This window comes from Microbacterium sp. IO18 (assembly GCF_049099505.1).
GTDB lineage: Bacteria > Actinomycetota > Actinomycetes > Actinomycetales > Microbacteriaceae > Microbacterium > Microbacterium aurugineum.
This window is the reverse complement of record NZ_JBMJAF010000001.1, coordinates 1,845,775-1,868,246: the sequence shown is the minus strand read 5'-3', so window position 1 is coordinate 1,868,246 and position 22,472 is coordinate 1,845,775. Positions and strand designations below refer to the sequence as shown.

Genomic DNA, 22,472 nt, shown 5'->3' with positions numbered 1-22,472 from the left:
GATCAGCCCTTCACGGCGCCGGCGGCGAGCCCGGAACGCCAGTACTTCTGCAGGGCGAAGAACAGCAGCACGAGCGGGATGACACCGAGCAGGGCGCCGAGCATGACGGCCCCCTTGTCGGGGGCGAAGTAGCTCACCATGCCGTACAGGCCGAGCGTCACGGGCTTCAGATCCTGGCTGGAGATCATCATCAGTGGCAGCAGGAAGTTGTTCCACGTGGCCACGAAGATGAACAGGAAGATCGTCACCATCGCGGGCCCCAGCAGGCGCATCACGATCGTGAAGAAGATGCGGGCCTCTCCGGCGCCGTCGATGCGGGCGGCCTCCAGCAGTTCGGTCGGCACCGACGACTGCGCGTAGACCATGCCGAGGAAGACACCGAACGGCGACACCGCCGAGGGGATGATGATCGCCCAGACGGTGTTGGTCAGTCCGAGGGCCTGGAACTCGATGTACAGCGGCACGGTCAGCAGCGCGACCGGCAGCAGGAGCCCGGCCATGATGACCCCGACGGCGAGGCGTTTGCCGGGGAACGCGAACTTCGCGATCGCGTATCCGGCCATCACGGCGAACAGTGTGCCGATGACGCCGGCGCTCACGGAGTACAGCATCGAGTTGCCGACCCAGCGCCAGAACAGGCCCTGGGTCCAGTCCATCAGGCTGCTGTAGTTGGCGGCGAGGTTGCCGTCGGCGAACCAGAAGCCGAAGGTCGAGGTGAGGTCGGTGTTGTTCTTCGTCGACGCGACGATGAGCCAGTACACCGGGACGAGGAAGTACAGCGTCGCGACGACGAGGGCGGTGATGCCGAATGCGCGTGCGACGGGGGTGGGAGCGATCGACGGCGGTGGTGCATCCGCGTCGCGCGGCCGGCGGGGGCGTCGTCGTGATGACGTCGCGGTGGTGAGGAGGCGCGTGGTGGTCATGCGTCGCCCTTCCGGCGCTGGAGCAGCGCGTACACGATCGCGAGCACACCCGCGATCAGAGCCATGAGCAGGGAGTAGGCGGAGGCCGGACCGCTGCCGGACGGCGAGATCTCGCCCATCATCGTGTTGTAGGTGAGCATCATCGGTGTGAAGTCCTTGCCCATCCACGAGTTCGCGGCCTGCAGCACGACCGGCTCGTTGAACAGCTGGATGGTGCCGATGATCGACAGCAGCACGGCGAGGAGGGCGGCCCCGCGCACGAGCGGCACCTTGATGCGCATCGAGATCTGAAAGCCGGAGGCCCCGTCGAGACGAGCCGCTTCGTAGAGGTCGCGCGGAACGGCCTGCAGCGCCGACAGGAAGATCAGCATGTTGTAGCCCGTATAGGTCCAGGTCGTCATGTTCGCCATCGAGAACAGGATCGTGCCCGGTGCCGTGAAGTCGGTGCCCTCCGGGAGGAAGGGCAGGAAGGGCGAGACCTCGGGTGTGTAGAGGTAGAGCCACATCATGGCGGCGATGATGCCGGGAACCGCGTAGGGGAGGAAGAACGAGAGCCGGAAGAGCGTGGGGCGGCGCACGATGAAGGAGTCCAGCAGCAGGGCGAGACCGAGTGCCAGCAGGATCATCACGGGGATCTGCAGGGCGGCGTAGAGGACCACACGCCCCATCCCCGTCCAGAAGGCGCCGTTGGTCGCCGCGGTGACGAAGTTCTCGAGGCCGACGAACGTGTCGACGAGTTCGCCGCCGCCGTAGAGGCCGCCTCCTGCCGGCACCTGTGCGAAGAACGACGACCGGATCGACACGATGATCGGCACCAGGAAGACCAGCACGAAGAGCACGGCGAACGGCGTCATGAACAGCCATCCCGTGAGACCCTCGCGTCGGGTCCCGAACCGCCGTCGGCGGGTGGGGTCCGCGGGGATGCGCGGCGCCGGTGCCGAAGTCGCGCCTCGTGTTTCGGTCACTGTGACCATGGTGTCGCCTCTCGACCTCAAGACGACGGCGGAGTGCACGATTGCGCGTGCACTCCGCCGTCGATCATCCGATGATGCCTTCTCGCCGACTCACTCCGCGACCGGGAGTCCGAGATCCCTCAGCGAGGCCACGGCGGTGTCCTGCGCAGTGGTGAAGATGTCGGCGACCGTCGCCGTGCCGGCGACCGCGGCCGCGGCGGTCTCGTTCATCTTCGACAGCGTCGAGAAGCCCGGGGCGTACGGGAAGTCGGGGTTCAGGTTCTCGGTCGCCGTGCCGAGCTCGGCGAGCACATCCTGACCGCCGAACTGACGGAGCATCTTCTCGGGGGTCTCCACGTCGCCCTTGGCGGCGACGACGAGACCCTGGGAGGCGAGGTCGTCGACCTGCGTGTTGAACCAGGCGTTGAACTCCATGGCCTCGGCGGGGTGCTCGCATCCCTTCATCACGGAGACGCCGGAGCCGCCGTCGGGGCCGCTCATCGCGCCGGCGCCGAAGTCGGGGAGCTGAGCCACACGCCACTGTCCTTCGGCCGGGGTGCCGTCGAGCGAGTCGAGGAGGAACCCGGCCTCCCATGCGGCTCCGACATGGCCGATGAGGCTGCCGTCGTTGAGCGCGGCGGTGAAGCCTTCGCCCCAGCGCTCGGTCGCGAGCGTCTGCTTGCTGTCGAGCAGTCCCTGCCAGAATGCGGCCACACGCTCGGAGCCGTCGCCCTCGGCGTCGACCTTCCACTCGTCGCCGGCGGTGGTGAACCAGGTGTCCCCGGCCGCGGCCGACTGGGCGGAGAGCCAGTTCTGCGCCTCGTCGGGCGTGAAGGCGGTGACGTACTTGCCGGCGGCCGTCGCCGTGGCGGAGTCGGCGGTGAGATCGTCCAGCGTCTTCGGGGCGTCGAGGCCCAGCGCCGTGAACTCGGCCTCGTTGTAGAAGTACACGAGGGGGCCGGTGTCCTGCGGGAGGCCCACGATCGCGTCGCCGACCTTCATGCCGCTGAAGGCCCCGGCCGAGAAGTCGTCTTCGTACTTCTTGGCCTCGTCCGCGACGTCCTGCAGCAGTCCCTTGACGAACAGCTGCGGCACCTCGGAGTACCCGGTCTGCGCGAGGCAGGGACCGTTGCCGGCCTTCACGTCGGTCTCGAGCTTGAGGATCATGTCGCTCGACTTGCCGTCGAACTTCGTCGCCTTCACCTGGATGTCGGGGTGATCGGCGTTCCAGCGCTCGACGATCTTCGAGGTGGGGGTCATCCCTTCGCCATCAGGGAGGCGGTGCAGGTACTCGATGGTGACGGGGTCGCCGCCGGCGCTGCTGTCACCGGAATCGCCGGATGAGCACGCGGCGAGGCCGAAGGCCGACACCGCACCCACCGCGACGATCGCGGCGGTGCGGGTGAAGCGAGGGGTGATTGCCATGCTGTTCTCCTCTTCGAGGTCAGGTTCATGCGGACCGCCCTGGGCCGGGGCTGACGCCGGAGCGTCGTCGATCACAAGCACATCAAATCAGAAAATGTTTGCGCTCACAAGCCTGGGATAACGAGAACTCGGCGCAAGATGGCCTCGCCAAAGGGAGCGCTGACATCACGACGGCATGCGCTCGCGGATCCTGCTCACCCCGCGCGGACCTCGTCGCCGACGCGGATCACGCCGCCCGCGTGAGGCCTGCCGTGATCCGACGGTGTCCAGCCGGGGAGAAGCAGGCGTCCGAGGGTCGGCTCCGGCTGCGCGAAGGAGCCCGTGAGGGTCGTGAGCACCGTGGCATCCCGCACGCCGGTGTCCGGGTTCGCATGGGTCGCGAGGCACCGCACGATGGGCCCGGCCGCCTGGAAGACGACGCCGCCGACGCGGACCTCCCCCGTCCAGTCGAGCTCGCTCCAGGGTGCACTGTCGTCGATCACCACGTTGGAACGGAAGCGTCGGTCGTCGACGCTCATCCCGAGGGCTTCACCCAGTGCGTGCACGCTGCCCCGGCCATGCACCGAGACGTAGCCGCGCGGACGATCCTGAAAGCGCGAGGTCTCCCCATCGCCGACGAGCACGAGCGGGAGTCGACCTGGTCGCCGGAGGCGACGGCCTTCGGGGCTCGCCAGGACGAACTCGGTCAGGGCTGCGGTCAGCTCACGCCGACCATCGTCGTCGAGTCCTGCTTCGACGAGCACGGTGCCGGAGTGTTCGATCCGCACGCACCGTGTCTCGTCGTCGTATCCGGTGCGCAGGGCGGCGAGAGCGGGGAAGTCCTGGAGTGCGAGTCCCTTGGATTTGGGCCAGTAGTCCAGGCCGTCCCGGTCTTCCGGCACGGCTGCATCCGCGAACCGGAACGCCAGAACGCGGTCTCCGGCGATCCGGCCGTCGGCTTGCACGGTCAGGGCGTCGCGGCGCTCGGGGGTGAGCCCCTTGATCGGGTGACGGTAGAGGGCGACGACGCGGGCCATGAGGAGATCTTCTCAGGTGCCGACACCCGCGCATGACGGACAGCCCTCCGTCGCCGAGGATCACCTCGCAGGCGGCGGGCATGACGAAACACCCGCATGGCCTGCGGGTGTTCGAAACAGATCAGGCGGTCAGGCCTTCTCTAGTTCGTCCTCGTCTTCGTCGGCATAGTCATCCGCCCACTTGTCGACATATGCGTCTTCGTCGGTCGGGTGACCCAGCTCGCGCTCGAGAGCGGAGTAGTTCACCGACGGACTGTACGCCTTGAGTTCGCGGGCGATCTTGGTGTGTTTCGCCTTCTGACGGCCACGGCCCATGCGCGAGACCCCCTCACGAGTTAAGCGGCGGGATTCGAGGCCCGCGGCATTTTTCACGACACCGGCCTGAAGCCGGTAAGAGTAGCATTCAGAATAGCACGCGGGTAAGACGCTCTGGCCTAAGCCAGACCGGTGAAGGGAACGATCTTCATGACCGACGACACCTCCACTCCGTCCGATGAGGCCGCACAGAACGCGGCATTGCAGAAAGCCGTCATCGTCGGCATGCAACCGGGCCAGGACCGACACGTGATCGATGAGGCCGTGAGATACGCGCGTCTGCTGAGCGCGCCGCTCGTCGTCGCGCACGTCGATGTCACGCGTTTCGTGACCTACGAGGACCCGGACGGGTACGTGCACTCGGCGCCGATCGACATCAACTTCGATGCGGGTGCCGCGGAGTTCGAGGCGGTCGAGGCCGAGGCTGCGAGGTTGCTCGCGGGCGCGGACATCACCTGGACCGCCCGCCAGCTCGTCGGGGATCCGGCCCTGGCGATCAAGCAACTCGCCAACAAGCTGGATGCGCAGCTGATCGTCGTCGGTACGCGCAAGCGCGGCATCGGCGAATCGATCAGGGAGTTCTTCACCGGCTCTGTCGCAGCGCGCCTCGCCCACCGGCAGCATCGCTCGATCCTGGTCGTGCCCCTCGGCGAGACGGTGCCCGATGACCAGAAGGAGATCTGGCCGGAGTGACGCGGCGACACCCCTCCTGACCGTCGACGCCCCCTCGCATTCCCGGGAATGCGAGGGGGCGTCGACGATCAGAGGGGGTGTCGAGCATCGGTGGGGGCGATGCGGGGTCAGGATCCGCGGACGCTGAGGGCTGCCGTCACGTTGCGGGCGGCCTCGTCGAGCGCCGTCTCGAGCTCGGTGACGACGGATGACGACAGGGTGCCGCCCTTGGCGAGGTGGGTACGCAGATCGGTCCGCACCCGGGCGCGGAAAGCGTTGACCACGGCATCCGCTCGGTGCATCTCCTCTCGACTGAGGAGTCGGGAGTCGTCGCTCTCCGTGCGCGGCCGGCTCTTCGCGGCCGAGCGTTCACCCTTCTCGGCAGCGGCGAGGTCGGCGCGGAGGCTCTTCATCGCGTCCTGGACGCTCTGGCGGACTTCACTGGCGATCAGGCGCACGGAGTCCGTGATCCCGGCCTCGATCCCGGCGAGGTCGCCCTCCCGTGAGGCGAGCTCCGCGCGGCCGGCTTCGGTGATCGAGTAGATCGTGGTGCGGCCGTCGACGGTCTTCGTGACCAGGCCCTCCTCCTCGAGCTTCGCCAGTCGCGGGTAGATGGTCCCGGCGCTGGGCGTGTAGGTGCCGCCGGTGCGGTCGGTGAGCGACTGGATGATGCCGTAGCCGTGCTGCGGCGCCTCGGCGAGGAGCGACAGCAGGTACAGGCGGAGGTCGCCGTGCGAGAAGACGGCCGGGGTCATGCTTCCCACTCCTCGTCGTCGGTGATGGAGGCCGGGGTGCGGCGGAGGACGGTGACGCCACCGGAGACGGAGTTCGCGCGCAGGTCGACAAAGCGCCCGGCGAGCTCCCCGGTGGTGCCGGTGTAGTTGCTGGGGCCCGAGGTGCTGCGCTCGATCCCGTCGATGAGCAGCCGACCGCTCAGGGACCGGATGACGTAGTTCGCGGCGAGTGACTCGTCGAGGCGCACCGTGGTGCCGCCGGAGACCGAGTTGACGTTGATGGTGTTCACGTCGCCGGCCGCATCCACGAGCGTCGAGCCTGAGACGATGTCGACCGTCGCCTTGCGCATGGCCCCGGTGACGGCGACATCGCCGGAGACGCTGTTGGCGCTGATCGAACCGGTGAGTCCGCGCACCTGCACGTCGCCGGAGACGGAGTTGACCGTGAGGTCGCCGATCAGGGTGTCGACGATGATGTCGCCGGACACGGTGTTCAGGCGTGCGTCGTTGCGGATGCCCGAGACCAGGGCGCCGGCGCTGACCACGCCGAGGGTCAGGGCGATCGAGCGGGGGACCGCCACGCTCACCTCGGCGCGGGGGCCACCGGAGCCGAAGTTGCGGAACACCTCGAGGAAGTTGTCCCAGCCCAACTGCGGGTGGTCGATCTCGACCTCGCCGTCGTGGGACTCGATACGGAGGTCTTTGGTGGTGACACCGTGCACCTCGATGCGGATGCCGGGTTCGTCGTGGGCGATGACATCCACCTGTCCGCCGACCAGGCCCACCTTGAGGCGGGTGACGGACTCGATGTCGATGACGCGTTCCTCGCCCGGGGCGATGAGCCACTTCTCGGTCATGTGCTTCTCCTGTGTGAGTGTTCGAGATATATCGTGTGTTGCCACAGTAACACGATATATCTCGACATTGTCAACCCCGCGCGTCCGTCGGAGGGTCGATGGGCCGAGCGGTAGTCTTCGACGGAAGGACTTCGAGGGGAGAAGATGTGGCCGGGCGATCGACGAAGCAGCCCATCGCCGACCGAATGTACGAGGTGCTGCTGCACCAGTTCATGTCGGGGGAGCGGGCGGCGGGGCAGAGCCTGAACATCGGTGCCCTGTCACGCGAGCTGGATGTCAGTCAGACGCCCCTGCGTGAGGCCCTGGCGCGGCTGGAGCACACCGGACTCGTCCAGCGCGAGGCGCTGCGGGGCTACCGCGTGGCCCCGGTCATGACGCGGGAAGAGGTGGAGCAGCTCGGCGAGGCCCGCGTGCTGCTGGAGCCCCGTCTTGCCTACGAAGCCGCGCAGCGGACGACCCCGGAATTCCTGGAGGGTCTGCGCGAGGCGGTGGAGGACTTCCGGCGCTCGGCCGAGGTCGCCGACACCGAGACCGAAGGCTTCGACCTCTATTGGCGCAGCGATGCGCGCTTCCACATGATGATCGCCGCGCAGTCCGGCAACGCCTTCCTGGAGCTGTCCTATGCGGCACTCGGTGGGCAGATCCAGCGGTTCCGCCTGTTCTCGAAGTTCGGGCGCACGGGAGCGGTGAGTGCGGCGCCGGAGCACGATGCGGTCTACCAGGCGATCGTGGCCGGTGATGCCGAGGGCGCGGCCGACGCGATGCGCCACCACATCATCGGTGCCACCGAGCGGCTTCTGAACGCCTGAACGGCGAGCGGTTCCGCGAAGGAGGCGACCTGTCGCTCTTGGAGGGATTGCGCTATACTATTTTTTGTGAGCGCGCAGAGTGAGGGCACCATGTCGACGTCGACGACCGGATCAGCCGGACCGTCCGGATACGTCGCACGTCCGCTCGTCGAGGGCTTCCCCGGTAAGTCGAGTTCGCACGGCGCCTTCGGATGGAGCAGCCTGTGGCTGCTCGATGACGGCGTGCGTCGCGTGCTGGTCGATGCCGGACAGCCCGCGTACATCCCCCTCATCCATGCCGGCCTCGAGCGATACGGCCTGACCACGGACGACGTGACCGACGTGCTGCTGACGCACATGCACTGGGATCACGTCTCGAACTTCCCGATGTTCGCCAACGCCACGACCTGGGTGGGGGAGCGCGAGCTGCGCTGGGCGGCCGAGCAGCCGTCCGGGACCCCCTTCCTTCCCGACCTCCACGTGCAGGAGCTTCTTCGCCGCACGGATCGGGTCGGACGCATGGCGGCGGGCCAGGAAGTGCTCCCCGGCATCCATGCCGTCGACAGCGCAGGGCATACCCCGCACCACCTCGCGTTCTATCTCGAGCGTGCGGACGAGAAGCGCGTCTTCGCCGGGGATGCGGTCAAGAATCTGTACGAACTCGCCTCGGGGCGGGTCGACTCGACGCTCGACGCCGATGCCAGCGCGGCCACGATCGTGGCGATGCGCTCACTGCTGACCGACACCGGAGCCGGCCTCGTACCCGGACACGACGTCGAACTGCGATGGGAGGACGGCGAGGCACACCGCCGACGCCCCTCGGGAGCCGCGATCGGCTTCTTCGCCGACGCCTCCACGGGTGAAGAGGACCGCAGCATCGGCTGACCGCCGAGCGCGCACGAGAGGACGATGATGACGACAGTGCTGTACACCGGCGGGACCGGGCGCATGGGACGGGTGATCCGCGAGGGGCTCGCCTCCCGCTACGACCGCGTCGTGCTGTTCGCGCGGACCGACACCGATGAGTCGCTCTTCCCCGGTGAGGAGGTCGTGATCGGTGATCTCGGCGACCTCGACGCGCTCACGGCGGCGGCGGAGGGCGTGGACGTGATCGTGCATCTCGGCGGGATCGCGGACGAAGCGTCGTTCGAGGAGATCCGCCGCGTGAACATCGACGGCACCTACCACGTCTACGAAGCGGCGCGACGGGCCGGTGTGCGTCGTGTCGTCTACGCCAGCTCCAACCACGTCGTCGGTTTCCATCCCGCGGAGGAGGTGCTGGACGAGAGCGCATCGCTGCGTCCGGACACCTTCTACGGGGTCTCGAAGGCGTTCGGTGAGGCCCTCGCCAGCCTCTACCACGACAAGTGGGGGGTCGAGTCGGTGCTCGTCCGCATCGGCACCTTCCGTCCGGAGCCCGAGGACAGGCGTCAGCTCGCGCTCTGGCTCAGCTGGCGCGACGGGGTCGAGCTCTTCCGCTGTGCGATCGAGAGCGCCCCCGTGGGCTGCACGGTCGTCTACGGCTGCTCGGCCAACACCGGCCGCTGGTGGAACGGTGACGCGGGATGGACCGCGATCGGCTACGTGCCCCGTGACGATGCCGCCGACCACACCGACGGCGTGGACTTCGCCGCTCCGGCACCCACTCTGCACGGCGGTGCTTTCGCCGCCCCCGACTACGAAGGAGGGATCTGGTGACATCGCCCGATTCCCAGGATGTGCTGATCACCACCGCGTTCCTCGAACCCGGCGACGAGGTCGACCGGATGCTGCGCGGCGCAGGACTCACGACTCGGCATGAGCCGGAGCTCGAACGCCTCTCCGCCGAGGAACGGGCACGGGCGCTCTCGGGCGTCCGCGCGATCATCGCCGGCACTCGCCCGCTGGGCGAGGAGGAGTTCGCGCAGGCCCCCGCGCTGCGCATGATCGTGCGCACGGGCGTCGGCTACGACAGCGTCGACGTGGGGGCGGCGACGGCACGCCGAGTTCCTGTGTGCGTCACCCCCGGCGCCAACCGTCAGGCGGTCGCGGAGCACGTCTTTGCCCTGGCCCTCGCCTGTGCCCGGCGCATCCCCGAGAACATCAGCAACCTCGCCGCGGGCACCTGGCAGCAGCTCACCGGACGGGAGCTGCGGGGAGCGACTCTCGGAATCCTCGGGCTGGGCTCGATCGGCAAGGCGGTCGCGACGATCGCCGCGGGCTTCGGGATGAACGTCGTCGCGTACGATCCGTACTTCGACGAGGGCTTCGCCGCGGCCAATGGCATCCGTCGGCTCGAACTCGAGGATCTGCTCAAAGAAGCCGACTTCGTCACGCTGCACCTGTTCCTCGACGAGACGACCCGGAACCTCCTCGACGCCTCTCGCCTGGCCCTGATGAAGTCCGACGCGGTCCTCATCAACACCGCGCGCGGAGGCATCATCGACGAGGACGCCCTGGTCGCCGCCGTCCGCGACGGGCTCATCGGCGCCGCCGCTCTCGACGTCTTCGCGGACGAGCCGCTGCGGGCATCGAGCCCACTCCTGCACACCCCCGGCATCCTCGCCACGACGCACGTCGCGGGCGCGACCCGCGAGGCCCGTGGCGAGTCCGGCCGCATGGCCGCGCGCAACGTGATCGCGACTCTCCGCGGTCAGGCTCCCGAGTTCGTGGTGAACCCCGACTACGACGCGGTGACCGCATGATCGTCGAAACCTCTTCGGGGCCGGTGCGCCTCGCCGCCAACCTCAAGTGGATGTTCACCGAGGTCCCCTTCGCCGAGCGGTTCGACGCGGCCGCCGAAGCGGGCTTCACCGCGGTGGAGTTCGCCTCGCCCTACGAGCTCGCGCCCGCAGAAGTGCGTCGGCTGCTCGACGATGCGGGTCTCGCGCAGATCCTCATCAACACGCCCGCCGGACCCGCGGGGACGCCTACGGCCTCGGGCGCGGCCTTCGTGCCCGGTGCCGAGCAGGAGTTCCGCGAGGGGGTGCTGCGGGCGTTGGAGTACGCGACGGTTCTCGGTGCGAGGGTGGTCCACGCCATGGCCGGCATCAGGCCGTCCGGAGCCGACGCCGACACGGCCTTCGCGACCTATGTGTCGAACATCTCCTGGGCGGCCGAGCAGGCACGTGGCACGGGGGTCCGGCTGGCACTGGAAGCGATCAACAAGCGTGATCAGCCCGGCTACGGCCTCGCCTCGATGGAGACCGCGGCGGCGGTGGCGCAGGTGGTGGATCCCGACATCGTCGGCGTGCTCTTCGACGTCTACCACGCGCAGGTCGACCGCGGGAACGTCATCGAGCGTTTCGAGCAGCTCCGGCCGATGGTCGCGCATGTGCAGATCGCCGACAACCCCGGTCGCGGCGAACCCGGAACCGGCGAGATCGCCTACGAGCGCGTGCTCGCCCGGATGGCGCAGAGCGGATACCCCGGGTGGATCGGCTGCGAGTACGCTCCCGTCGCGGGCACCCGCGACGGGCTCACCTGGATCGAGAGGACCCTCCGGTGACCGACCCGAGAATCGCGCTCATCAGCGCGACACCCCTGGCGATCGCCCCGGCGGCCGCCGCCCTCACCGCCGCCCTTCCCACGGCGACGGTGTGGAACCTGCTCGATGATCGTCTCCTGGCCGATGCGCAGACCGAGGGCGGCATCACCGCACCGCTGGCTGCGCGCATGGACAGCCTCATCGAGCTCGCTCTGGCCGGGGGAGCGGATGGCGTGCTGCTCACGTGCTCCCAGTTCGGAGAGCGTGCCGACCGGCGGGAGAGCGACGCCGACGGTGTCACCGTGCTCTCGGCCGACGGTCCCCTCTTCGCCGAAGCCGTCGCCGCCGCCCCCGAACGGGTTCTGCTCGTCGCCTCGTTGGCTTCGGCCGCGAGCGACAGCGGAGCGCGTCTGGAGCAGGCGTTCGCGGCTGCCGGGTCGGCGGCGCGCGTGCACCCGCTGGTGATCCCGGACGCGGCCGCGCCCCTCTCCGCGCCGGAGCTCGTCGATACACTGGCTGCAGGGATCGCCGGCGTCGACGAGCCCTACGACCTGGTGGTTCTCGCCCAGTACTCGCTCGCGGGGGCCGCGTCGTCCCTCGCGGATCGCTTCGGTGTCACGGTCCTGGACGGGCCGGCCGCAGCCGCGCGACGGTTGACCGCGGCACTCCGGGAGGATCGAGGATGATCGGCGTCATCGCCGATGACATGACGGGGGCGACGGATGTCGCGGCGGCCCTGCGCCGGGCGGGACTGCGCACGCTCCTCGTTCTCGGCACCGAGCTCGACGAGCACGCTGGTCCCGCCGACGGCATCGTCATCGGACTGAAGACCCGGTCCCTTCCCGTCGAGGAGGCCGTCGCCCAGAGTCTCGCCGCGCTCACGGTGCTACGGCGTCAGGGAGCGGATCGCATCTACGTCAAGTACTGCTCGACGTTCGACTCCACGGACGAGGGCAACATCGGTCCGATCACGGAGGCGATCGCCGACGCCCTTCGCGCGGATCTCGTGGTGACGACGCCGGCCGCACCCCTGCACGGTCGCACCGTCTACCGCGGCCACCTCTTCGTCGGCGACGTGCTGTTGGCAGAGACGCACATGCGCGACCACCCGGTGACTCCGATGCGCGACTCCTCGGTGCCGCGGCTCCTCGCGGCGCAGTGCACGGCACCGGTCGGGCTCCTGCCCCTCGACGTGGTGCAGCGGGATGCCGACTCCGTGCGCGAGGTCATGCGACGGTCGCGTGCGGAGGGGATCCGTCACCTCGTCGCCGACGCCGTGACCGATGCCGACCTCGCCGTCCTCGCCGACGCCGTCGACGGGGAGGTCCTCGTGGCCGGATCCGCCGGGCTCGTCGGAGCGATGGCTCTGCGGGAGACGGCGGGCGGCACGACGGCGCCCACGCCCCCATCGGGTCGCACCGCGATCATCGCGGGCAGCTGCTCCCGACGCACGCTCGAGCAGATCGACCGCTTCGTCGGTTCGGGCGGCCCCGCTCATCGCGTCGTGGCCGAGCCCGGCGACACCGCCGAGGAGCTGGCTGCGCGCGCGGTGGAGTGGTGGGAGCACCTGCCCTCCGACGCGGATGCCCTCCTCTACTCCTCCACCCCGGCAGCGGAGCGCCGCCAGGATGTGCCGGGTGCCGGCGAGCTCTACGAAAGGGCGGCGGGCCTCATCGCCTCGCAGCTGTCGGATCGAGGTGTGAAGCGTCTGCTCGTCGCCGGAGGGGAGACCTCCGGCGAGGTCGTCCGGGCCCTCGGCACGACCGTCGCGGTGGTGGGGGAGGAAGTCGCACCGGGCGCCCCCTGGATCCACGACGAGGAGCGCGACGTGCATCTGGTCCTCAAGTCCGGGAACTTCGGCGAGGAGGACCTCTTCGTCGAGGTCGCGGCACAGGGGCGCACGGCATGAGCGCCGATGCCCGCCGCGCGATCGAACGCGTCGCCCACTCGATCCACCGCCGCGGCCTCACGCATGGCCGCACCGGGAACCTCGCCGTGCGCGACGGGGACCGCGTGCTGCTCACGCCGACCGGGGTCAGCCTGGCCGACGTCGACGCGGACCGGCTGTCGGTGGTCGCCCTCGACGGATCGCACCTCGACGGTCCGAAGCCGACGAAGGAAGCCTTCCTCCATGTCGCGCTGCTGCGTGTGCGGCCGGAGGCGAATGCGGTGGTGCACACGCACTCGGTCCATGCCGCCGCGGTGTCGTGCCTGTCCGACGTCGATCCCGAGAATCCGATCCCGCCCCTGACCGCGTACTACGGCATGCGCGTGGGGAAACTGCGGATGCTGCCCTACTTCGCTCCGGGAGACCCGGCAGCGACCGGCGCCGTCGAGGAGGCCGCGCGGTTGACCCATGCCCTGCTCCTGCGCAACCACGGCCCCGTCGTCGCCGGGGCCGATCTGGACACCGCGCTCGACGCGGTGGAGGAGCTCGAGCACACCGCGCAGCTGTTCCTCCTCACGCGCGGCCTCGCCACGTCGCCCCTCACCTCGGCGCAGCTGCACGCGTTCGCCACGCCCTCCGGAAGGACCTCCTCGTGATCACCCTGTACAGCGGGCTCGTCGTCAAGAGCCCCCTCGTCGAGCACGTCATCCCCGCGTTCGAGCGCGAGACCGGCACGCACATCGAGGCGACGTTCGAGCCCACCACCGTGCTCCTGGAGCGCATCTCCGCGGGGGCACGGCCGGATCTGGTGCTCGGCGTCTCGTCCTCCGTCACCGATCTCGCGGCGCAGGGTCTGGTGGACCCCGAGGTCGTCGCCGAGATCGCGGTCTCCGCCGTCGGTTTCGCCCGACCGGACGACGCGGCAGGACCGGCCGACGACTCGGCGACGACGTTCCTCGACTATCTGCTCGCCGCCCGTGCCGTCGCTTACACGCTCAGCGGGGCGAGCGGTGTGCATTTCATGAAGATGCTTCGCGAGCGCGGCCTCCTCGAACGCATCGATGAGCGCGCGGTGCGATGCGAGAGCGGACTCACGGCTGAGGCGCTGCTCGACGGACGTGCCGACGTCGCGATCCAGCAGGTGAGCGAGCTGCGCTCGGTCCCCGGTGCGCATGTCGTCGAACCGATTCCCCACGAACTGCAGTCCTACGGGCGGTTCGCCGTCGGTGCCCGTCCCGGCGCCGGCGACGACGCGTCCCGATTCGTCACCCTCTTGACCGAGAAGCCGGCACAGGACGCATTCGCCGCGTTCGGGCTGTCGCGTCCCTGAAACCCGAACGAGGAGAGCACCCATGAGAAGAGTCATCGTCGACACCGACACCGGGGTGGATGACGCCCTGGCGCTGATGCTTCTGGCCGCCGATCCGGAGGTCGAGATCCTGGCGGTGGTCAGCGTCTTCGGCAACACCACCGGAGAGCGGGCCGCCGACAACGCACGGTACGTTCTGGACACCTGCGGACGCACCGACGTTCCGGTCTACCGCGGGGCGGACGAGCCGCTGGTGCAGGAGCTGCGGATGAACCCGGGCATCCACGGCGAGGACGGCTTCGGCAACACGGGACTCCGGCCCGCCGAGTCGGTCGACCCCGAGCCGGTCGGTGTCTCCGTCGTGCTCGACCTCGTCGACCGATATGACGGCGAGATCGACTATCTCGCGCTCGGTCCGCAGACGAACCTCGCCGCTGCTGTCGAGGCCCGGCCCGACCTGCTGCAGCGACTTCGCTCGACCACCATCGTCGGGACGCTCGGCCCGGCGCTGTACCACGACACCGCGCCGTGGGAGGATCGTCGGTTCCGGGTCTCGCGTGACCCCAACGTGTCGTTCGACATCGACGCCGCGCGTGTCGTCGCAGCCCACGAGGGCGACGTCACCTGGTGCGGGCCGTACGTCACCCGTCAGGCCCTCGTCCCTGAGGACTTCTTCCTCGACATCGCCTCGTCGACCGGCTTCGCGCCCGCGCAGCTGATCACCGCGATCAGTCGTGACTATGCCGGCTTCTACTCGCGTTCCTACCCGCAGCCGGAGGGGCGCCGGGTCATGGGCATCAACGACAGCATGGCGGTGGCGAGCCTGCTGTATCCGGAACTCGTGACCGGGGCGGTCATGCGGCCGCTCGAGACCTTCCGCGACCCCGAGACCGGAGACCGCTACCTCGCCGGCGTGCATCCGGTGAAGGACGAGACGCGACCGATCCACCGCGTCGTCTTCGACATGGATTTCGACGGCGTGCTGGAGCGGATCGGCGAGGTGCTGCGGCGTCCGCTGCCCTGGCGCTGACCTCCGCGAACGGCTCAGTCGTAGGTGCGCGCGCGAACCCACGGCATCGGCAGCAGATCGGCGGCGGTCACCCACACCGGGTGGCCGCCGCCGTCCGCGAGCGTGCGGATGCCCGGTGCGATCGCGGGCACGACTTCCCGGCAGACGCCGCAGGGGTTGAGGATCACGGTCGTGCCGTCGTCGCGCAGGCCGACCGAGACGATGGCTTCGATCTCCTGCTCACCTCCGATCCGGGCGTTGGCGAGGGCGGTGCTCTCCGCGCAGACGCTCTCTCGTGGGGTGCGCAGGCTGAGGCCGAGGTAGATGGCACCGGAGGCTCCGCGCGCGGCGGCGGCGACGCGGTGGAGGTTCGCATCGTGCGCACGGATGATCAGGTCGGATGCGGCGGCGAGGAGCCGTCGGTCGTCGTCGTTGAGCGAGGAATTCACGATGAACTCTTTCCGTCACGAAGGGGGCTACTGCTATACTATAGTCGTACTCGGATCTGCTTCCCGAAGATGAGCACTCCTCGCCGTTGGGTGAGAACTGTGTCATGACCAGGGGATATCCGCATTCAAGGGTCGATCAACTCCCTCTCGGGGGCAGAGCAAAGGAGCTCCATGAGCACTGAAGAAGTAGTGGCCACCGCACCGCAGCAGCTGAGGGGCAAGGCGAGCCGCACCGAGCGCAAGAACCTCCGTGCCTTGAGCTGGGGGCACGCGCTCGAATGGTACGACTGGGCGATCTTCGGACTGCTGTCGGTCTACCTCGGCGCGGCGTTCTTCCCCTCCGACAGTCCACTCGCCTCGACCTTGAACGCACTCGCCGTCTTCGCGGTCGGGTTCGTCGCACGTCCGCTCGGCGGGGTCGTCTTCGGCTTCGTGGCCGACCGCTTCGGGCGCAGGAAGATCATGATCTTCGCCGTCGGCGCGGTCGCGCTGGGCAGCTTCATCATCGGCGTGCTCCCCGACTACCAGACCATCGGAGCCCTCGCGCCGATCGTCGTCGTGATCGCGCGCCTCCTCCAGGGACTCTCCGCCGGTGTGGAGGCGCCGCTCGGCACGGCGTACGCGCTCGAGCTGGTTCCGAACCGCCCCGGTTACGTCGCCGGCTTCTTCGCGTTCTTCAACAACCTGGGCAACCTGCTCGCACCCACGTCGATCTTCCTGATCAGCCTGCTGCTGGGCCCCGAAGCCCTCGCCGCGTACGGCTGGCGCATCCCGTTCATCGTGGGTGGTCTGTTCGGTCTGATCGTGCTGTGGCTGCGTCGGACGCTGCCCGAGACCCTCGACACCGCGGCGATCCGCACGGTGGGTGCGGTCCCCACCAAGGACAACTCGGTGTGGCGCGACGTCCGCAAGTACTGGCTGAGCGTGCTCGCGACCGTCTTCATCGTCGGTGCGATCCAGGCGTACAACTACACGTGGATCGCCGGACTCCCGAACCTCGCCAACGGCACGTTCGGGGAAGACCCCACCGCCGTGTTCGCCATCACCACGGGCATGGGTGTCTTCCTGACGGTCGGAGCCTTCGCGCTGAGCCGCATCCTCGATCGGTTCCCGATGTCCAAGTGGTTCGTCGTGGCGCGTCTCGCGGCCATCCCGACGATCTTCCTGGCGTTGCTGTACTCGCAGCCCGGGGTCGGCACGCTCGCCGGCGTGATGTTCGGTGGGGCGATCGTGCTGCTCCTGAACATGACCATCTTCGTCGTCGTGTCCAACTCCCTGCTGCCGCAGCATATCCGCGGCACCGGGCTCGGTCTCGGCTACGGCCTGGGAGTGGCCATCTTCGGTGGCACCGCCTCGTACCTGCTCCTCTGGCTGCAGAGCCAGGGCATGATGTGGATCTTCCCGATCTACATCGCGGCCCTCTGCGCGATCAGCGTGGTGCTCTACGTCCTCGCGAAGCGCCGCAACGGCCTCTTCGTGGGCAAGTGACCTCCTGATGGATCTGTGGCGCGAGATCGTCGGCTGGGCCGGCAGCGCTCTCTTGATCGTCTCGCTCTTGCAGCCGACGATCTCGCGCCTGCGCTGGTTGAACCTCGGAGCCTCTTCGCTGCTGATGGGGTACAACCTGATGCTCGGCAGTGCGCCCATGGTCGCCCTCAACATCACGCTGATCGCGATCAACTGCTGGTACCTCTTCGTCTACACGCGTTCCGCCCGCGCCGCACGGCTGAGGGCGGCGACCGTGGACGGGCTCAGTGAAGCGTCCGATCGGCAGACCAGCCGCTAGGACATGAAAGAAAGCATGGATATGGAACGACTGATCATTGACACCGACCCCGGGATCGACGACGCGGGGGCGCTGTTCTGGGCACTCTCCTCCGACGCCTTCCAGATCGAGGCGCTGACCACGGTGTTCGGCAACGTCGATGTCGACACGGCGACGGCCAACGCCCGCAAGATCGCCGCCGTCGCCGGTCGTTCCGACCTGCCGATCTGGAAGGGTGCCAGCCGGCCACTGGTCGGCGAACCCCACTTCGCGGAGCACATCCACCGTCCTGGCGGGGTGGGCTTCTGGGAGTACCCGGACCCGGACCCCCAGGCCGAGGTCGAGCCGGACGCCGTCCGCCGGATGATCGACACGGTCATGTCGGCTCCGGGCGAGGTGACGATCATGGCCCTCGCGCCCCTGACGAACGTGGCTCTGGCCATCACGCTGGAGCCGGAGTTCGCGCGCTCGGTGCGTCGCATCATCTACATGGGCGGCGCGGCACTCACGTGGGGCAACGTCACGCCCGTCGCGAGCGCGAACATCTTCAACGATCCCGAAGCCGCGGAGATCGTCATCCAGTCCGGGGCACCCCTCACGCAGGTCGGCCTGGACGTGTCCCGGAGCTTCGCCCTCACGCCGGACCACGTCCGCACGCTGTGGGAATCGCGCTCGCCGATGGGTCTGGCGCTGTGCGAGATGATCGGATACCCGGATCGTCAGGACGATCCCGACGAGATGCCCGAGTGGAAGACGGAGGGCATGCACCTCAACGACGTGCCCTGCGTCGCCTATGCCCTCAACCCCGACTGGTTCACGGTGCGCAACCTCCGTGTGGACGTCGAGCTGAACGGGACGCACACCCGCGGACAGACCGTCGTGCAGATGATCGATCGCTGGCAGGGGGTGCCGAACGTCGACGTGCTGTTCGACATCGATGCGCAGGCGGTCGCCGACGCGCTCACGGCCTCGCTCACCGCGTTCGGAACCGCCACCGACTGACGTCTTCGCCCTGAACGGCCCCACCCTCGGAATCGGGGGTGGGGCCGTTCGTGTGTTTTGGGGTCTTGACCTTGACGCGGCGTCAACTTCTAGAGTCGAGTCATCGAACGGAAGGAGGCGTAGGCATGGACACGGACGACTGGTCGATCCAGGAGATCGCGCGGCTGGCCGGCACAACGAGTCGCACGCTGCGGCACTACGACCACATCGGTCTGCTGCCGCCGACGCGCATCGCGCACAACGGCTACCGGCACTATGACGCGCAGGCGCTCGTGCGACTCCAGCGCATCCTCCTGTTGCGGGAGCTCGGACTCGGGCTGCCGCAGATCGCGGAGGTCCTCGGAGCATCCACCGACCGGATGCCCTCGCAGACCGAAGCCGCCGCACTGGAAACCCATCTCGCGCTGCTGCGCGAGGAGCAGACCCGGCTGGCGCGACAGATCGCGTCGGTCGAATCCACCATCACGGCATTGAGAGGAGGTGAACGACTCATGGCAGAGAACATGTTCGACGGTTTTGACCACACGCAGTACAAGGGCGAGGTCGAGGAGCGCTGGGGCAAGAAGGCCTACGCCGACAGCGACCGCTGGTGGCGCGGGATGACGGATGCCGAACGCGCCGACTGGCAGCAGCGCGTGTCCGACCTCGGGCGCGACTGGATCGCCGCCGCGGAGAGCGGTATCGATCCGGCATCCTCCGAGGCTCAGGAGATCGCGCGGCGCCACGTCGAGTGGCTCACGGGCATCCCCGGCACACCCGCCGCCGTCCCCGGAGGCGACGTCAAGGCGTACGTGATCGGGCTCGGCGAGATGTACGTCGCGGATCCGCGTTTCGGCGCGAACTACGCGACCTCATCCGGCGGAACGCACGGTGCGGAATTCGTCCGCGACACGCTGCGCATCTACGCGGAGGGCAACCTCTAGCCCAGATCCTCCTTCCGGTCGCGATATGTCACCCCGAATCACCGTTTCGGCTGCCATATCGCGACCGGAACGGGCGACCGGAACGGGGAGGGGCGTACCGAACGGGCGACCGGAACGGCGCGGGGGCGTACCGAACGGGCGGGCGGGATGCAAGGGGGCGCTCGCGGGGTGGTCCCGGGCGTAGGGTCGGGGCATGGCTCACGGATCCCGGCGCAGGAACCCCGCGCCGATGTTCGTCGCCGCGGCCGCGGTCTATGCCGCGAACTGCATGCTCGGCGCGTCGGTCGCGGCGCGGATCGTCGACACCCGGAACTTCCGGTGGCTGCATCACCTGCTCTACATCGCCACGTGCACGTCCTTCGGTGCCGCGGTCGTCTCGGGATCCGCAGGCCGGTCCCGCCAGGGCCGTCGTGCCGCACTCGCGGTGCTCCCGGCCGCCGTCCCCCTCGCCGCGATCCCCTACCTCGGCACGCACACCCGGCGGCATCCGCTGGTCGCGCTCACCGCCGCCCCCTTCATCGTCGCGGGGCTGGTGCTCTCGCGATCCGCCGCCGACCGGAAGTGACACGCATGGAACTGCTCGACGCCATCCGCCGCCGCAAGACCACGAACGGGGCTTTCCTGCCCGACCCCGTCTCCGAGGAGCATCAGCGCATCCTCCTGGAAGCCGCTGGGCGCGCGCCGTCGCAGCTGAACAGTCAGCCCTGGCGGTTCGTCGTGATCGAGAGCCGCGACACCATCGAGCAGATCGCACGCATCTCGGGCGAGAGCATGACCGAGGCGATGTCGAACGGCACGTTCTTCGAGCGCTACAAGCCGTACTTCCGCTTCAGCGAGGCCGAGATGGAGGAGAAGCGCAGCGGCATGCTCTTCGACAAGCTGCCCGCCGCACTGCGCCCCTTCACGAGTCAGGTCTTCACGAAGCGCGGGCAGACCCTCATGAACACCTTCGGGGTTCCGAAGACCCTCGGTGCCGAGAACCGCAAGCTGGTGGCCGGATCACCGCTCCTGCTCGGGGTCATGCTCGACCGGAGCGAGTACCGGCCGGGGCAGCTCTCGTCGTTCTACTCCGTGTTCAGCATGGGAGCCGCGATGGAGAACGTCTGGCTCACCACGGTCGAGCTCGGGATGGGGATCCAGTTCATCTCGTTCCCGATGGAGGTGCCTGGTCGCTGGGACGAGATCGTGCAGCTGCTTCGTGTGCCCGACGACCTGGAGCTCATGGCCGTCTACCGACTCGGCTACCTGCCACCGGAACAGCGTCGTCCCGCGATCGACTGGTCGAGCAGTCAGCGCAAGCTCGTCTCGCAGTACGTGTTCCGCGAGAACGGCGAGACACCGCAGGAGGGATGGGATGGCGCGCCGCCCCGGGGCGAGATCATTCCCGGTCCTCGCCCGACAGAGGCGTGAGATCGCGCAGCGCCGGTCCCTCGATCCGGGTGCCGTCGACGCGGAAGCGTGAGGCGTGCAGGGGACAGTCCCACGAGCACTCGGCGTCGTTCCACGTGAGCACTCCGCCCAGATGAGGGCACACCGCGCTCACTGCGCGGGTGACGCCGTCGACCGTCGATACCGCGACCGGCCGACCCGCGCGGTTCGCCACCGCGCCCTGGCCTTCGGCGGGCCGCGGGACGGGGGTGGGGTGGCGTTCCGCCTCCGTCCACCCGGACGCGAGGGCCGCAGCCACCTTCCCGCCTTCCTTCGCACCGCGCCCCAGATCGGCGGGGACCGTGAGCCGTGTGCCGATCGTGGTCATCCAGGCCGCGCGCTCGCGGCGAGGGGTGCCGAGGATCTCGGCTGTGAGGCGCAGCGCAGCGGCCGGACCGTTCGAGAGGCCCCATTTGCCGTAGCCGGTCGCGAAGCGGATGCGACCGAGACCGCGTGGCATCGCCCCCACGAACGGGATGAGGTCGTGCGACTCGTAGTCCTGCGCCGACCATCGATGCGTCTCCTCGGCGCCGGGGAAGTGCAATCGGGTCCAGGCGATGAGGTCGTCCACCGCTGCGGCCTCGCCACCTCCGCGACCGACCGGATGACCGTTGCCGCCGACGACGAGCTGGGCTTCTCCGCCCGGACCGTCCTCTGCCCTCACCGGACGGATCGAGCGGGTGGGGCCGTCGACCGAGAGGAAGGTGCCGTCCGGGAGGCCGCCCGGCACGCGGAAGGCGACGCAGTACGACCGCAGCCCTCTTGTCTTGGCGAAGTACAGGCCGCGGTCCGTGATCGGTGTGCCGGTCGCGAGCACGATGTGGTCGCCGAAGAGCGGTCCGTCCACGGTGTCGACCCGGCCGGCGAAGGCGCGTGTCCCCGTCGCCCGGACTCCGGTGTGCACCGTGCCGCCCGACGCGAGCAGCTCGGTGACGAGGGCCTGGGCCACCGCGACCGGATCGATCGTCACCTGATCGTCGAGCGCGACCGCCGCGGCCATCGGGAACGTCGTCTTCGGTCGGGTCGTCGCCATCAGCAGCCTCGTCGGCAGCCCGGCTTCCCGCGCGGCGGTGTGCTGGTCCCGGACGATCCCCGCCCCGGCCGGACCCTGCGCGTAGGAATGATCGGTGCGGCGGGTGTAGGTCACGCCGGCCATGTCGGCGAACGCGGTCAGCCACTCCATCCCCGCGCGATTGGCGTCGACGTAGGCCCGCACGAGAGAGGCCGGATGGTGCCGTCGGAGCGCTTCCAGGTGCGCGCCGTGGAGGATCGAGAGCTTGCCCGTGTTCGCACCCGTCGCGAGCTCCGCGATCCCGCCCGCATCGATCACCGCGACGTCGAGTCCGGCGCGGGTGAGCATCACGGCGGTAGAGAGTCCGGTGATGCCCGCCCCGACGACGACCACGTCGTGATGCGCGCCCGCCTCGAAGGGGGAGCCCACGGGCAGGTTCTTCTCGAGCTTCCACAGTGGTCTCATTCCGACAGTCAACGTTGCGAGGAGCGAGGGAGCCACGCCCTTGACATCGACTCGGCGCGCTGGCACGCGCGAC

Annotated in this window: 26 protein-coding genes; 17 read left to right on the top strand and 9 right to left on the bottom strand. The window is 68.9% G+C overall.

Annotated elements, in window-relative coordinates:
• Positions 1 to 2 precede the first annotated feature (2 nt).
• The 5 genes from ACLF6J_RS09010 to ACLF6J_RS08990 all read right to left on the bottom strand — a co-directional run bounded on the left by ACLF6J_RS09010 (position 3) and on the right by ACLF6J_RS08990 (position 4,632).
• Positions 3 to 923 (bottom strand): carbohydrate ABC transporter permease, encoded by a 921-nt coding sequence (locus ACLF6J_RS09010; protein WP_047522959.1) that lies wholly within the window; start codon positions 921 to 923, stop codon positions 3 to 5.
• Positions 920 to 1,897, bottom strand: a complete 978-nt coding sequence (locus ACLF6J_RS09005; protein ID WP_134352836.1) for a carbohydrate ABC transporter permease — start codon at positions 1,895 to 1,897, stop codon at positions 920 to 922. Before ACLF6J_RS09005 ends, ACLF6J_RS09010 begins: the two co-directional genes overlap by 4 nt.
• 90 nt (positions 1,898 to 1,987) lie before the next feature.
• The gene (locus tag ACLF6J_RS09000; protein ID WP_134352837.1) at positions 1,988 to 3,301 is read right to left on the bottom strand and encodes an ABC transporter substrate-binding protein; all 1,314 of its coding nucleotides are present in this window, start codon (positions 3,299 to 3,301) and stop codon (positions 1,988 to 1,990) included.
• A 194-nt stretch (positions 3,302 to 3,495) separates the two neighbouring features.
• Positions 3,496 to 4,317: an MOSC domain-containing protein gene (locus ACLF6J_RS08995; RefSeq protein WP_134352838.1), complete on the bottom strand. Its 822-nt coding sequence runs from the start codon at positions 4,315 to 4,317 to the stop codon at positions 3,496 to 3,498.
• Between the two features lie 129 nt (positions 4,318 to 4,446).
• Positions 4,447 to 4,632: a DUF3073 domain-containing protein gene (locus ACLF6J_RS08990; RefSeq protein WP_029259537.1), complete on the bottom strand. Its 186-nt coding sequence runs from the start codon at positions 4,630 to 4,632 to the stop codon at positions 4,447 to 4,449.
• 150 nt (positions 4,633 to 4,782) lie between these two features.
• Here ACLF6J_RS08990 and ACLF6J_RS08985 point away from each other — a divergent pair, with 150 nt between their 5' ends.
• Positions 4,783 to 5,325 carry a universal stress protein gene (locus ACLF6J_RS08985; RefSeq protein ID WP_047522961.1) on the top strand — a complete coding sequence of 181 codons (543 nt, stop codon included), beginning with the start codon at positions 4,783 to 4,785 and terminating at the stop codon, positions 5,323 to 5,325.
• Between the two features lie 107 nt (positions 5,326 to 5,432).
• Here the strand turns inward: ACLF6J_RS08985 and ACLF6J_RS08980 are convergent, their stop codons facing one another.
• Positions 5,433 to 6,059 carry a PadR family transcriptional regulator gene (locus tag ACLF6J_RS08980; RefSeq protein ID WP_047522962.1) on the bottom strand — a complete coding sequence of 209 codons (627 nt, stop codon included), beginning with the start codon at positions 6,057 to 6,059 and terminating at the stop codon, positions 5,433 to 5,435.
• The gene (locus ACLF6J_RS08975; RefSeq protein WP_134352839.1) at positions 6,056 to 6,895 is read right to left on the bottom strand and encodes a DUF4097 family beta strand repeat-containing protein; all 840 of its coding nucleotides are present in this window, start codon (positions 6,893 to 6,895) and stop codon (positions 6,056 to 6,058) included. The genes ACLF6J_RS08980 and ACLF6J_RS08975 overlap by 4 nt, the downstream gene beginning before the upstream one ends.
• 146 nt (positions 6,896 to 7,041) lie before the next feature.
• Here ACLF6J_RS08975 and ACLF6J_RS08970 point away from each other — a divergent pair, with 146 nt between their 5' ends.
• From ACLF6J_RS08970 to ACLF6J_RS08925, 10 genes are all read left to right on the top strand, one after another.
• Positions 7,042 to 7,704: a GntR family transcriptional regulator gene (locus ACLF6J_RS08970; RefSeq protein WP_047522964.1), complete on the top strand. Its 663-nt coding sequence runs from the start codon at positions 7,042 to 7,044 to the stop codon at positions 7,702 to 7,704.
• Between the two features lie 66 nt (positions 7,705 to 7,770).
• A complete protein-coding gene (locus ACLF6J_RS08965; RefSeq protein WP_244093578.1) occupies positions 7,771 to 8,568 on the top strand; it encodes an MBL fold metallo-hydrolase in 798 nt (265 codons plus the stop codon).
• A 27-nt stretch (positions 8,569 to 8,595) separates the two neighbouring features.
• The gene (locus tag ACLF6J_RS08960; protein ID WP_134352840.1) at positions 8,596 to 9,381 is read left to right on the top strand and encodes an NAD-dependent epimerase/dehydratase family protein; all 786 of its coding nucleotides are present in this window, start codon (positions 8,596 to 8,598) and stop codon (positions 9,379 to 9,381) included.
• Complete coding sequence (locus tag ACLF6J_RS08955) at positions 9,378 to 10,367, top strand: phosphoglycerate dehydrogenase (protein ID WP_134352841.1); 990 nt, start codon at positions 9,378 to 9,380, stop codon at positions 10,365 to 10,367. The genes ACLF6J_RS08960 and ACLF6J_RS08955 overlap by 4 nt, the downstream gene beginning before the upstream one ends.
• Positions 10,364 to 11,170, top strand: a complete 807-nt coding sequence (locus ACLF6J_RS08950; protein WP_134352842.1) for a hydroxypyruvate isomerase family protein — start codon at positions 10,364 to 10,366, stop codon at positions 11,168 to 11,170. Before ACLF6J_RS08955 ends, ACLF6J_RS08950 begins: the two co-directional genes overlap by 4 nt.
• Positions 11,167 to 11,835: a hypothetical protein gene (locus tag ACLF6J_RS08945; RefSeq protein ID WP_134352843.1), complete on the top strand. Its 669-nt coding sequence runs from the start codon at positions 11,167 to 11,169 to the stop codon at positions 11,833 to 11,835. Before ACLF6J_RS08950 ends, ACLF6J_RS08945 begins: the two co-directional genes overlap by 4 nt.
• Complete coding sequence (otnK, locus tag ACLF6J_RS08940) at positions 11,832 to 13,058, top strand: 3-oxo-tetronate kinase (RefSeq protein ID WP_134352844.1); 1,227 nt, start codon at positions 11,832 to 11,834, stop codon at positions 13,056 to 13,058. The genes ACLF6J_RS08945 and otnK overlap by 4 nt, the downstream gene beginning before the upstream one ends.
• Positions 13,055 to 13,693 (top strand): class II aldolase/adducin family protein, encoded by a 639-nt coding sequence (locus ACLF6J_RS08935; RefSeq protein ID WP_134352845.1) that lies wholly within the window; start codon positions 13,055 to 13,057, stop codon positions 13,691 to 13,693. Before otnK ends, ACLF6J_RS08935 begins: the two co-directional genes overlap by 4 nt.
• Complete coding sequence (locus tag ACLF6J_RS08930; protein WP_134352846.1) at positions 13,690 to 14,367, top strand: substrate-binding domain-containing protein; 678 nt, start codon at positions 13,690 to 13,692, stop codon at positions 14,365 to 14,367. Before ACLF6J_RS08935 ends, ACLF6J_RS08930 begins: the two co-directional genes overlap by 4 nt.
• Before the next feature lie 22 nt (positions 14,368 to 14,389).
• Entirely contained in the window at positions 14,390 to 15,376 is a 987-nt protein-coding gene (locus ACLF6J_RS08925; RefSeq protein WP_134352847.1) for a nucleoside hydrolase, read from the top strand.
• 14 nt (positions 15,377 to 15,390) lie between these two features.
• Here the strand turns inward: ACLF6J_RS08925 and ACLF6J_RS08920 are convergent, their stop codons facing one another.
• Positions 15,391 to 15,804, bottom strand: a complete 414-nt coding sequence (locus ACLF6J_RS08920) for a hypothetical protein (RefSeq protein ID WP_134352848.1) — start codon at positions 15,802 to 15,804, stop codon at positions 15,391 to 15,393.
• 171 nt (positions 15,805 to 15,975) lie between these two features.
• Here ACLF6J_RS08920 and ACLF6J_RS08915 point away from each other — a divergent pair, with 171 nt between their 5' ends.
• From ACLF6J_RS08915 to ACLF6J_RS08890, 6 genes are all read left to right on the top strand, one after another.
• Positions 15,976 to 17,292: an MFS transporter gene (locus ACLF6J_RS08915; RefSeq protein ID WP_244093582.1), complete on the top strand. Its 1,317-nt coding sequence runs from the start codon at positions 15,976 to 15,978 to the stop codon at positions 17,290 to 17,292.
• Between the two features lie 7 nt (positions 17,293 to 17,299).
• Positions 17,300 to 17,590 (top strand): hypothetical protein, encoded by a 291-nt coding sequence (locus ACLF6J_RS08910; protein WP_131492104.1) that lies wholly within the window; start codon positions 17,300 to 17,302, stop codon positions 17,588 to 17,590.
• Between the two features lie 21 nt (positions 17,591 to 17,611).
• Entirely contained in the window at positions 17,612 to 18,571 is a 960-nt protein-coding gene (locus ACLF6J_RS08905; RefSeq protein WP_052193561.1) for a nucleoside hydrolase, read from the top strand.
• A 125-nt stretch (positions 18,572 to 18,696) separates the two neighbouring features.
• A complete protein-coding gene (locus ACLF6J_RS08900) occupies positions 18,697 to 19,494 on the top strand; it encodes a MerR family transcriptional regulator (RefSeq protein WP_134352849.1) in 798 nt (265 codons plus the stop codon).
• A 193-nt stretch (positions 19,495 to 19,687) separates the two neighbouring features.
• The gene (locus tag ACLF6J_RS08895) at positions 19,688 to 20,059 is read left to right on the top strand and encodes a hypothetical protein (RefSeq protein WP_208526506.1); all 372 of its coding nucleotides are present in this window, start codon (positions 19,688 to 19,690) and stop codon (positions 20,057 to 20,059) included.
• Positions 20,060 to 20,064: 5 nt separating this feature from the next.
• Complete coding sequence (locus tag ACLF6J_RS08890; RefSeq protein WP_047522975.1) at positions 20,065 to 20,904, top strand: nitroreductase family protein; 840 nt, start codon at positions 20,065 to 20,067, stop codon at positions 20,902 to 20,904.
• Here ACLF6J_RS08890 and ACLF6J_RS08885 read toward each other — a convergent pair.
• Complete coding sequence (locus tag ACLF6J_RS08885; protein WP_134352850.1) at positions 20,873 to 22,399, bottom strand: FAD-dependent oxidoreductase; 1,527 nt, start codon at positions 22,397 to 22,399, stop codon at positions 20,873 to 20,875. The genes ACLF6J_RS08890 and ACLF6J_RS08885 overlap by 32 nt on opposite strands.
• Positions 22,400 to 22,472 lie beyond the last annotated feature (73 nt).

Excerpts from the sequence above, each read along its gene's own strand:
- ACLF6J_RS09010 (WP_047522959.1), bottom strand. The coding sequence starts at position 923 with ATGACCACCACGCGCCTCCTCACCACCGCGACGTCATCACGACGACGC.
- ACLF6J_RS09005 (WP_134352836.1), bottom strand. The coding sequence starts at position 1,897 with ATGGTCACAGTGACCGAAACACGAGGCGCGACTTCGGCACCGGCGCCG.
- ACLF6J_RS09000 (WP_134352837.1), bottom strand. The coding sequence starts at position 3,301 with ATGGCAATCACCCCTCGCTTCACCCGCACCGCCGCGATCGTCGCGGTG.
- ACLF6J_RS08995 (WP_134352838.1), bottom strand. The coding sequence starts at position 4,317 with ATGGCCCGCGTCGTCGCCCTCTACCGTCACCCGATCAAGGGGCTCACC.
- ACLF6J_RS08990 (WP_029259537.1), bottom strand. The coding sequence starts at position 4,632 with ATGGGCCGTGGCCGTCAGAAGGCGAAACACACCAAGATCGCCCGCGAA.
- ACLF6J_RS08985 (WP_047522961.1), top strand. The coding sequence starts at position 4,783 with ATGACCGACGACACCTCCACTCCGTCCGATGAGGCCGCACAGAACGCG.
- ACLF6J_RS08980 (WP_047522962.1), bottom strand. The coding sequence starts at position 6,059 with ATGACCCCGGCCGTCTTCTCGCACGGCGACCTCCGCCTGTACCTGCTG.
- ACLF6J_RS08975 (WP_134352839.1), bottom strand. The coding sequence starts at position 6,895 with ATGACCGAGAAGTGGCTCATCGCCCCGGGCGAGGAACGCGTCATCGAC.
- ACLF6J_RS08960 (WP_134352840.1), top strand. The coding sequence starts at position 8,596 with ATGACGACAGTGCTGTACACCGGCGGGACCGGGCGCATGGGACGGGTG.
- ACLF6J_RS08950 (WP_134352842.1), top strand. The coding sequence starts at position 10,364 with ATGATCGTCGAAACCTCTTCGGGGCCGGTGCGCCTCGCCGCCAACCTC.
- otnK (WP_134352844.1), top strand. The coding sequence starts at position 11,832 with ATGATCGGCGTCATCGCCGATGACATGACGGGGGCGACGGATGTCGCG.
- ACLF6J_RS08935 (WP_134352845.1), top strand. The coding sequence starts at position 13,055 with ATGAGCGCCGATGCCCGCCGCGCGATCGAACGCGTCGCCCACTCGATC.
- ACLF6J_RS08925 (WP_134352847.1), top strand. The coding sequence starts at position 14,390 with ATGAGAAGAGTCATCGTCGACACCGACACCGGGGTGGATGACGCCCTG.
- ACLF6J_RS08915 (WP_244093582.1), top strand. The coding sequence starts at position 15,976 with ATGAGCACTGAAGAAGTAGTGGCCACCGCACCGCAGCAGCTGAGGGGC.
- ACLF6J_RS08910 (WP_131492104.1), top strand. The coding sequence starts at position 17,300 with ATGGATCTGTGGCGCGAGATCGTCGGCTGGGCCGGCAGCGCTCTCTTG.
- ACLF6J_RS08905 (WP_052193561.1), top strand. The coding sequence starts at position 17,612 with ATGGAACGACTGATCATTGACACCGACCCCGGGATCGACGACGCGGGG.
- ACLF6J_RS08900 (WP_134352849.1), top strand. The coding sequence starts at position 18,697 with ATGGACACGGACGACTGGTCGATCCAGGAGATCGCGCGGCTGGCCGGC.
- ACLF6J_RS08895 (WP_208526506.1), top strand. The coding sequence starts at position 19,688 with ATGGCTCACGGATCCCGGCGCAGGAACCCCGCGCCGATGTTCGTCGCC.
- ACLF6J_RS08890 (WP_047522975.1), top strand. The coding sequence starts at position 20,065 with ATGGAACTGCTCGACGCCATCCGCCGCCGCAAGACCACGAACGGGGCT.
- ACLF6J_RS08885 (WP_134352850.1), bottom strand. The coding sequence starts at position 22,399 with ATGAGACCACTGTGGAAGCTCGAGAAGAACCTGCCCGTGGGCTCCCCC.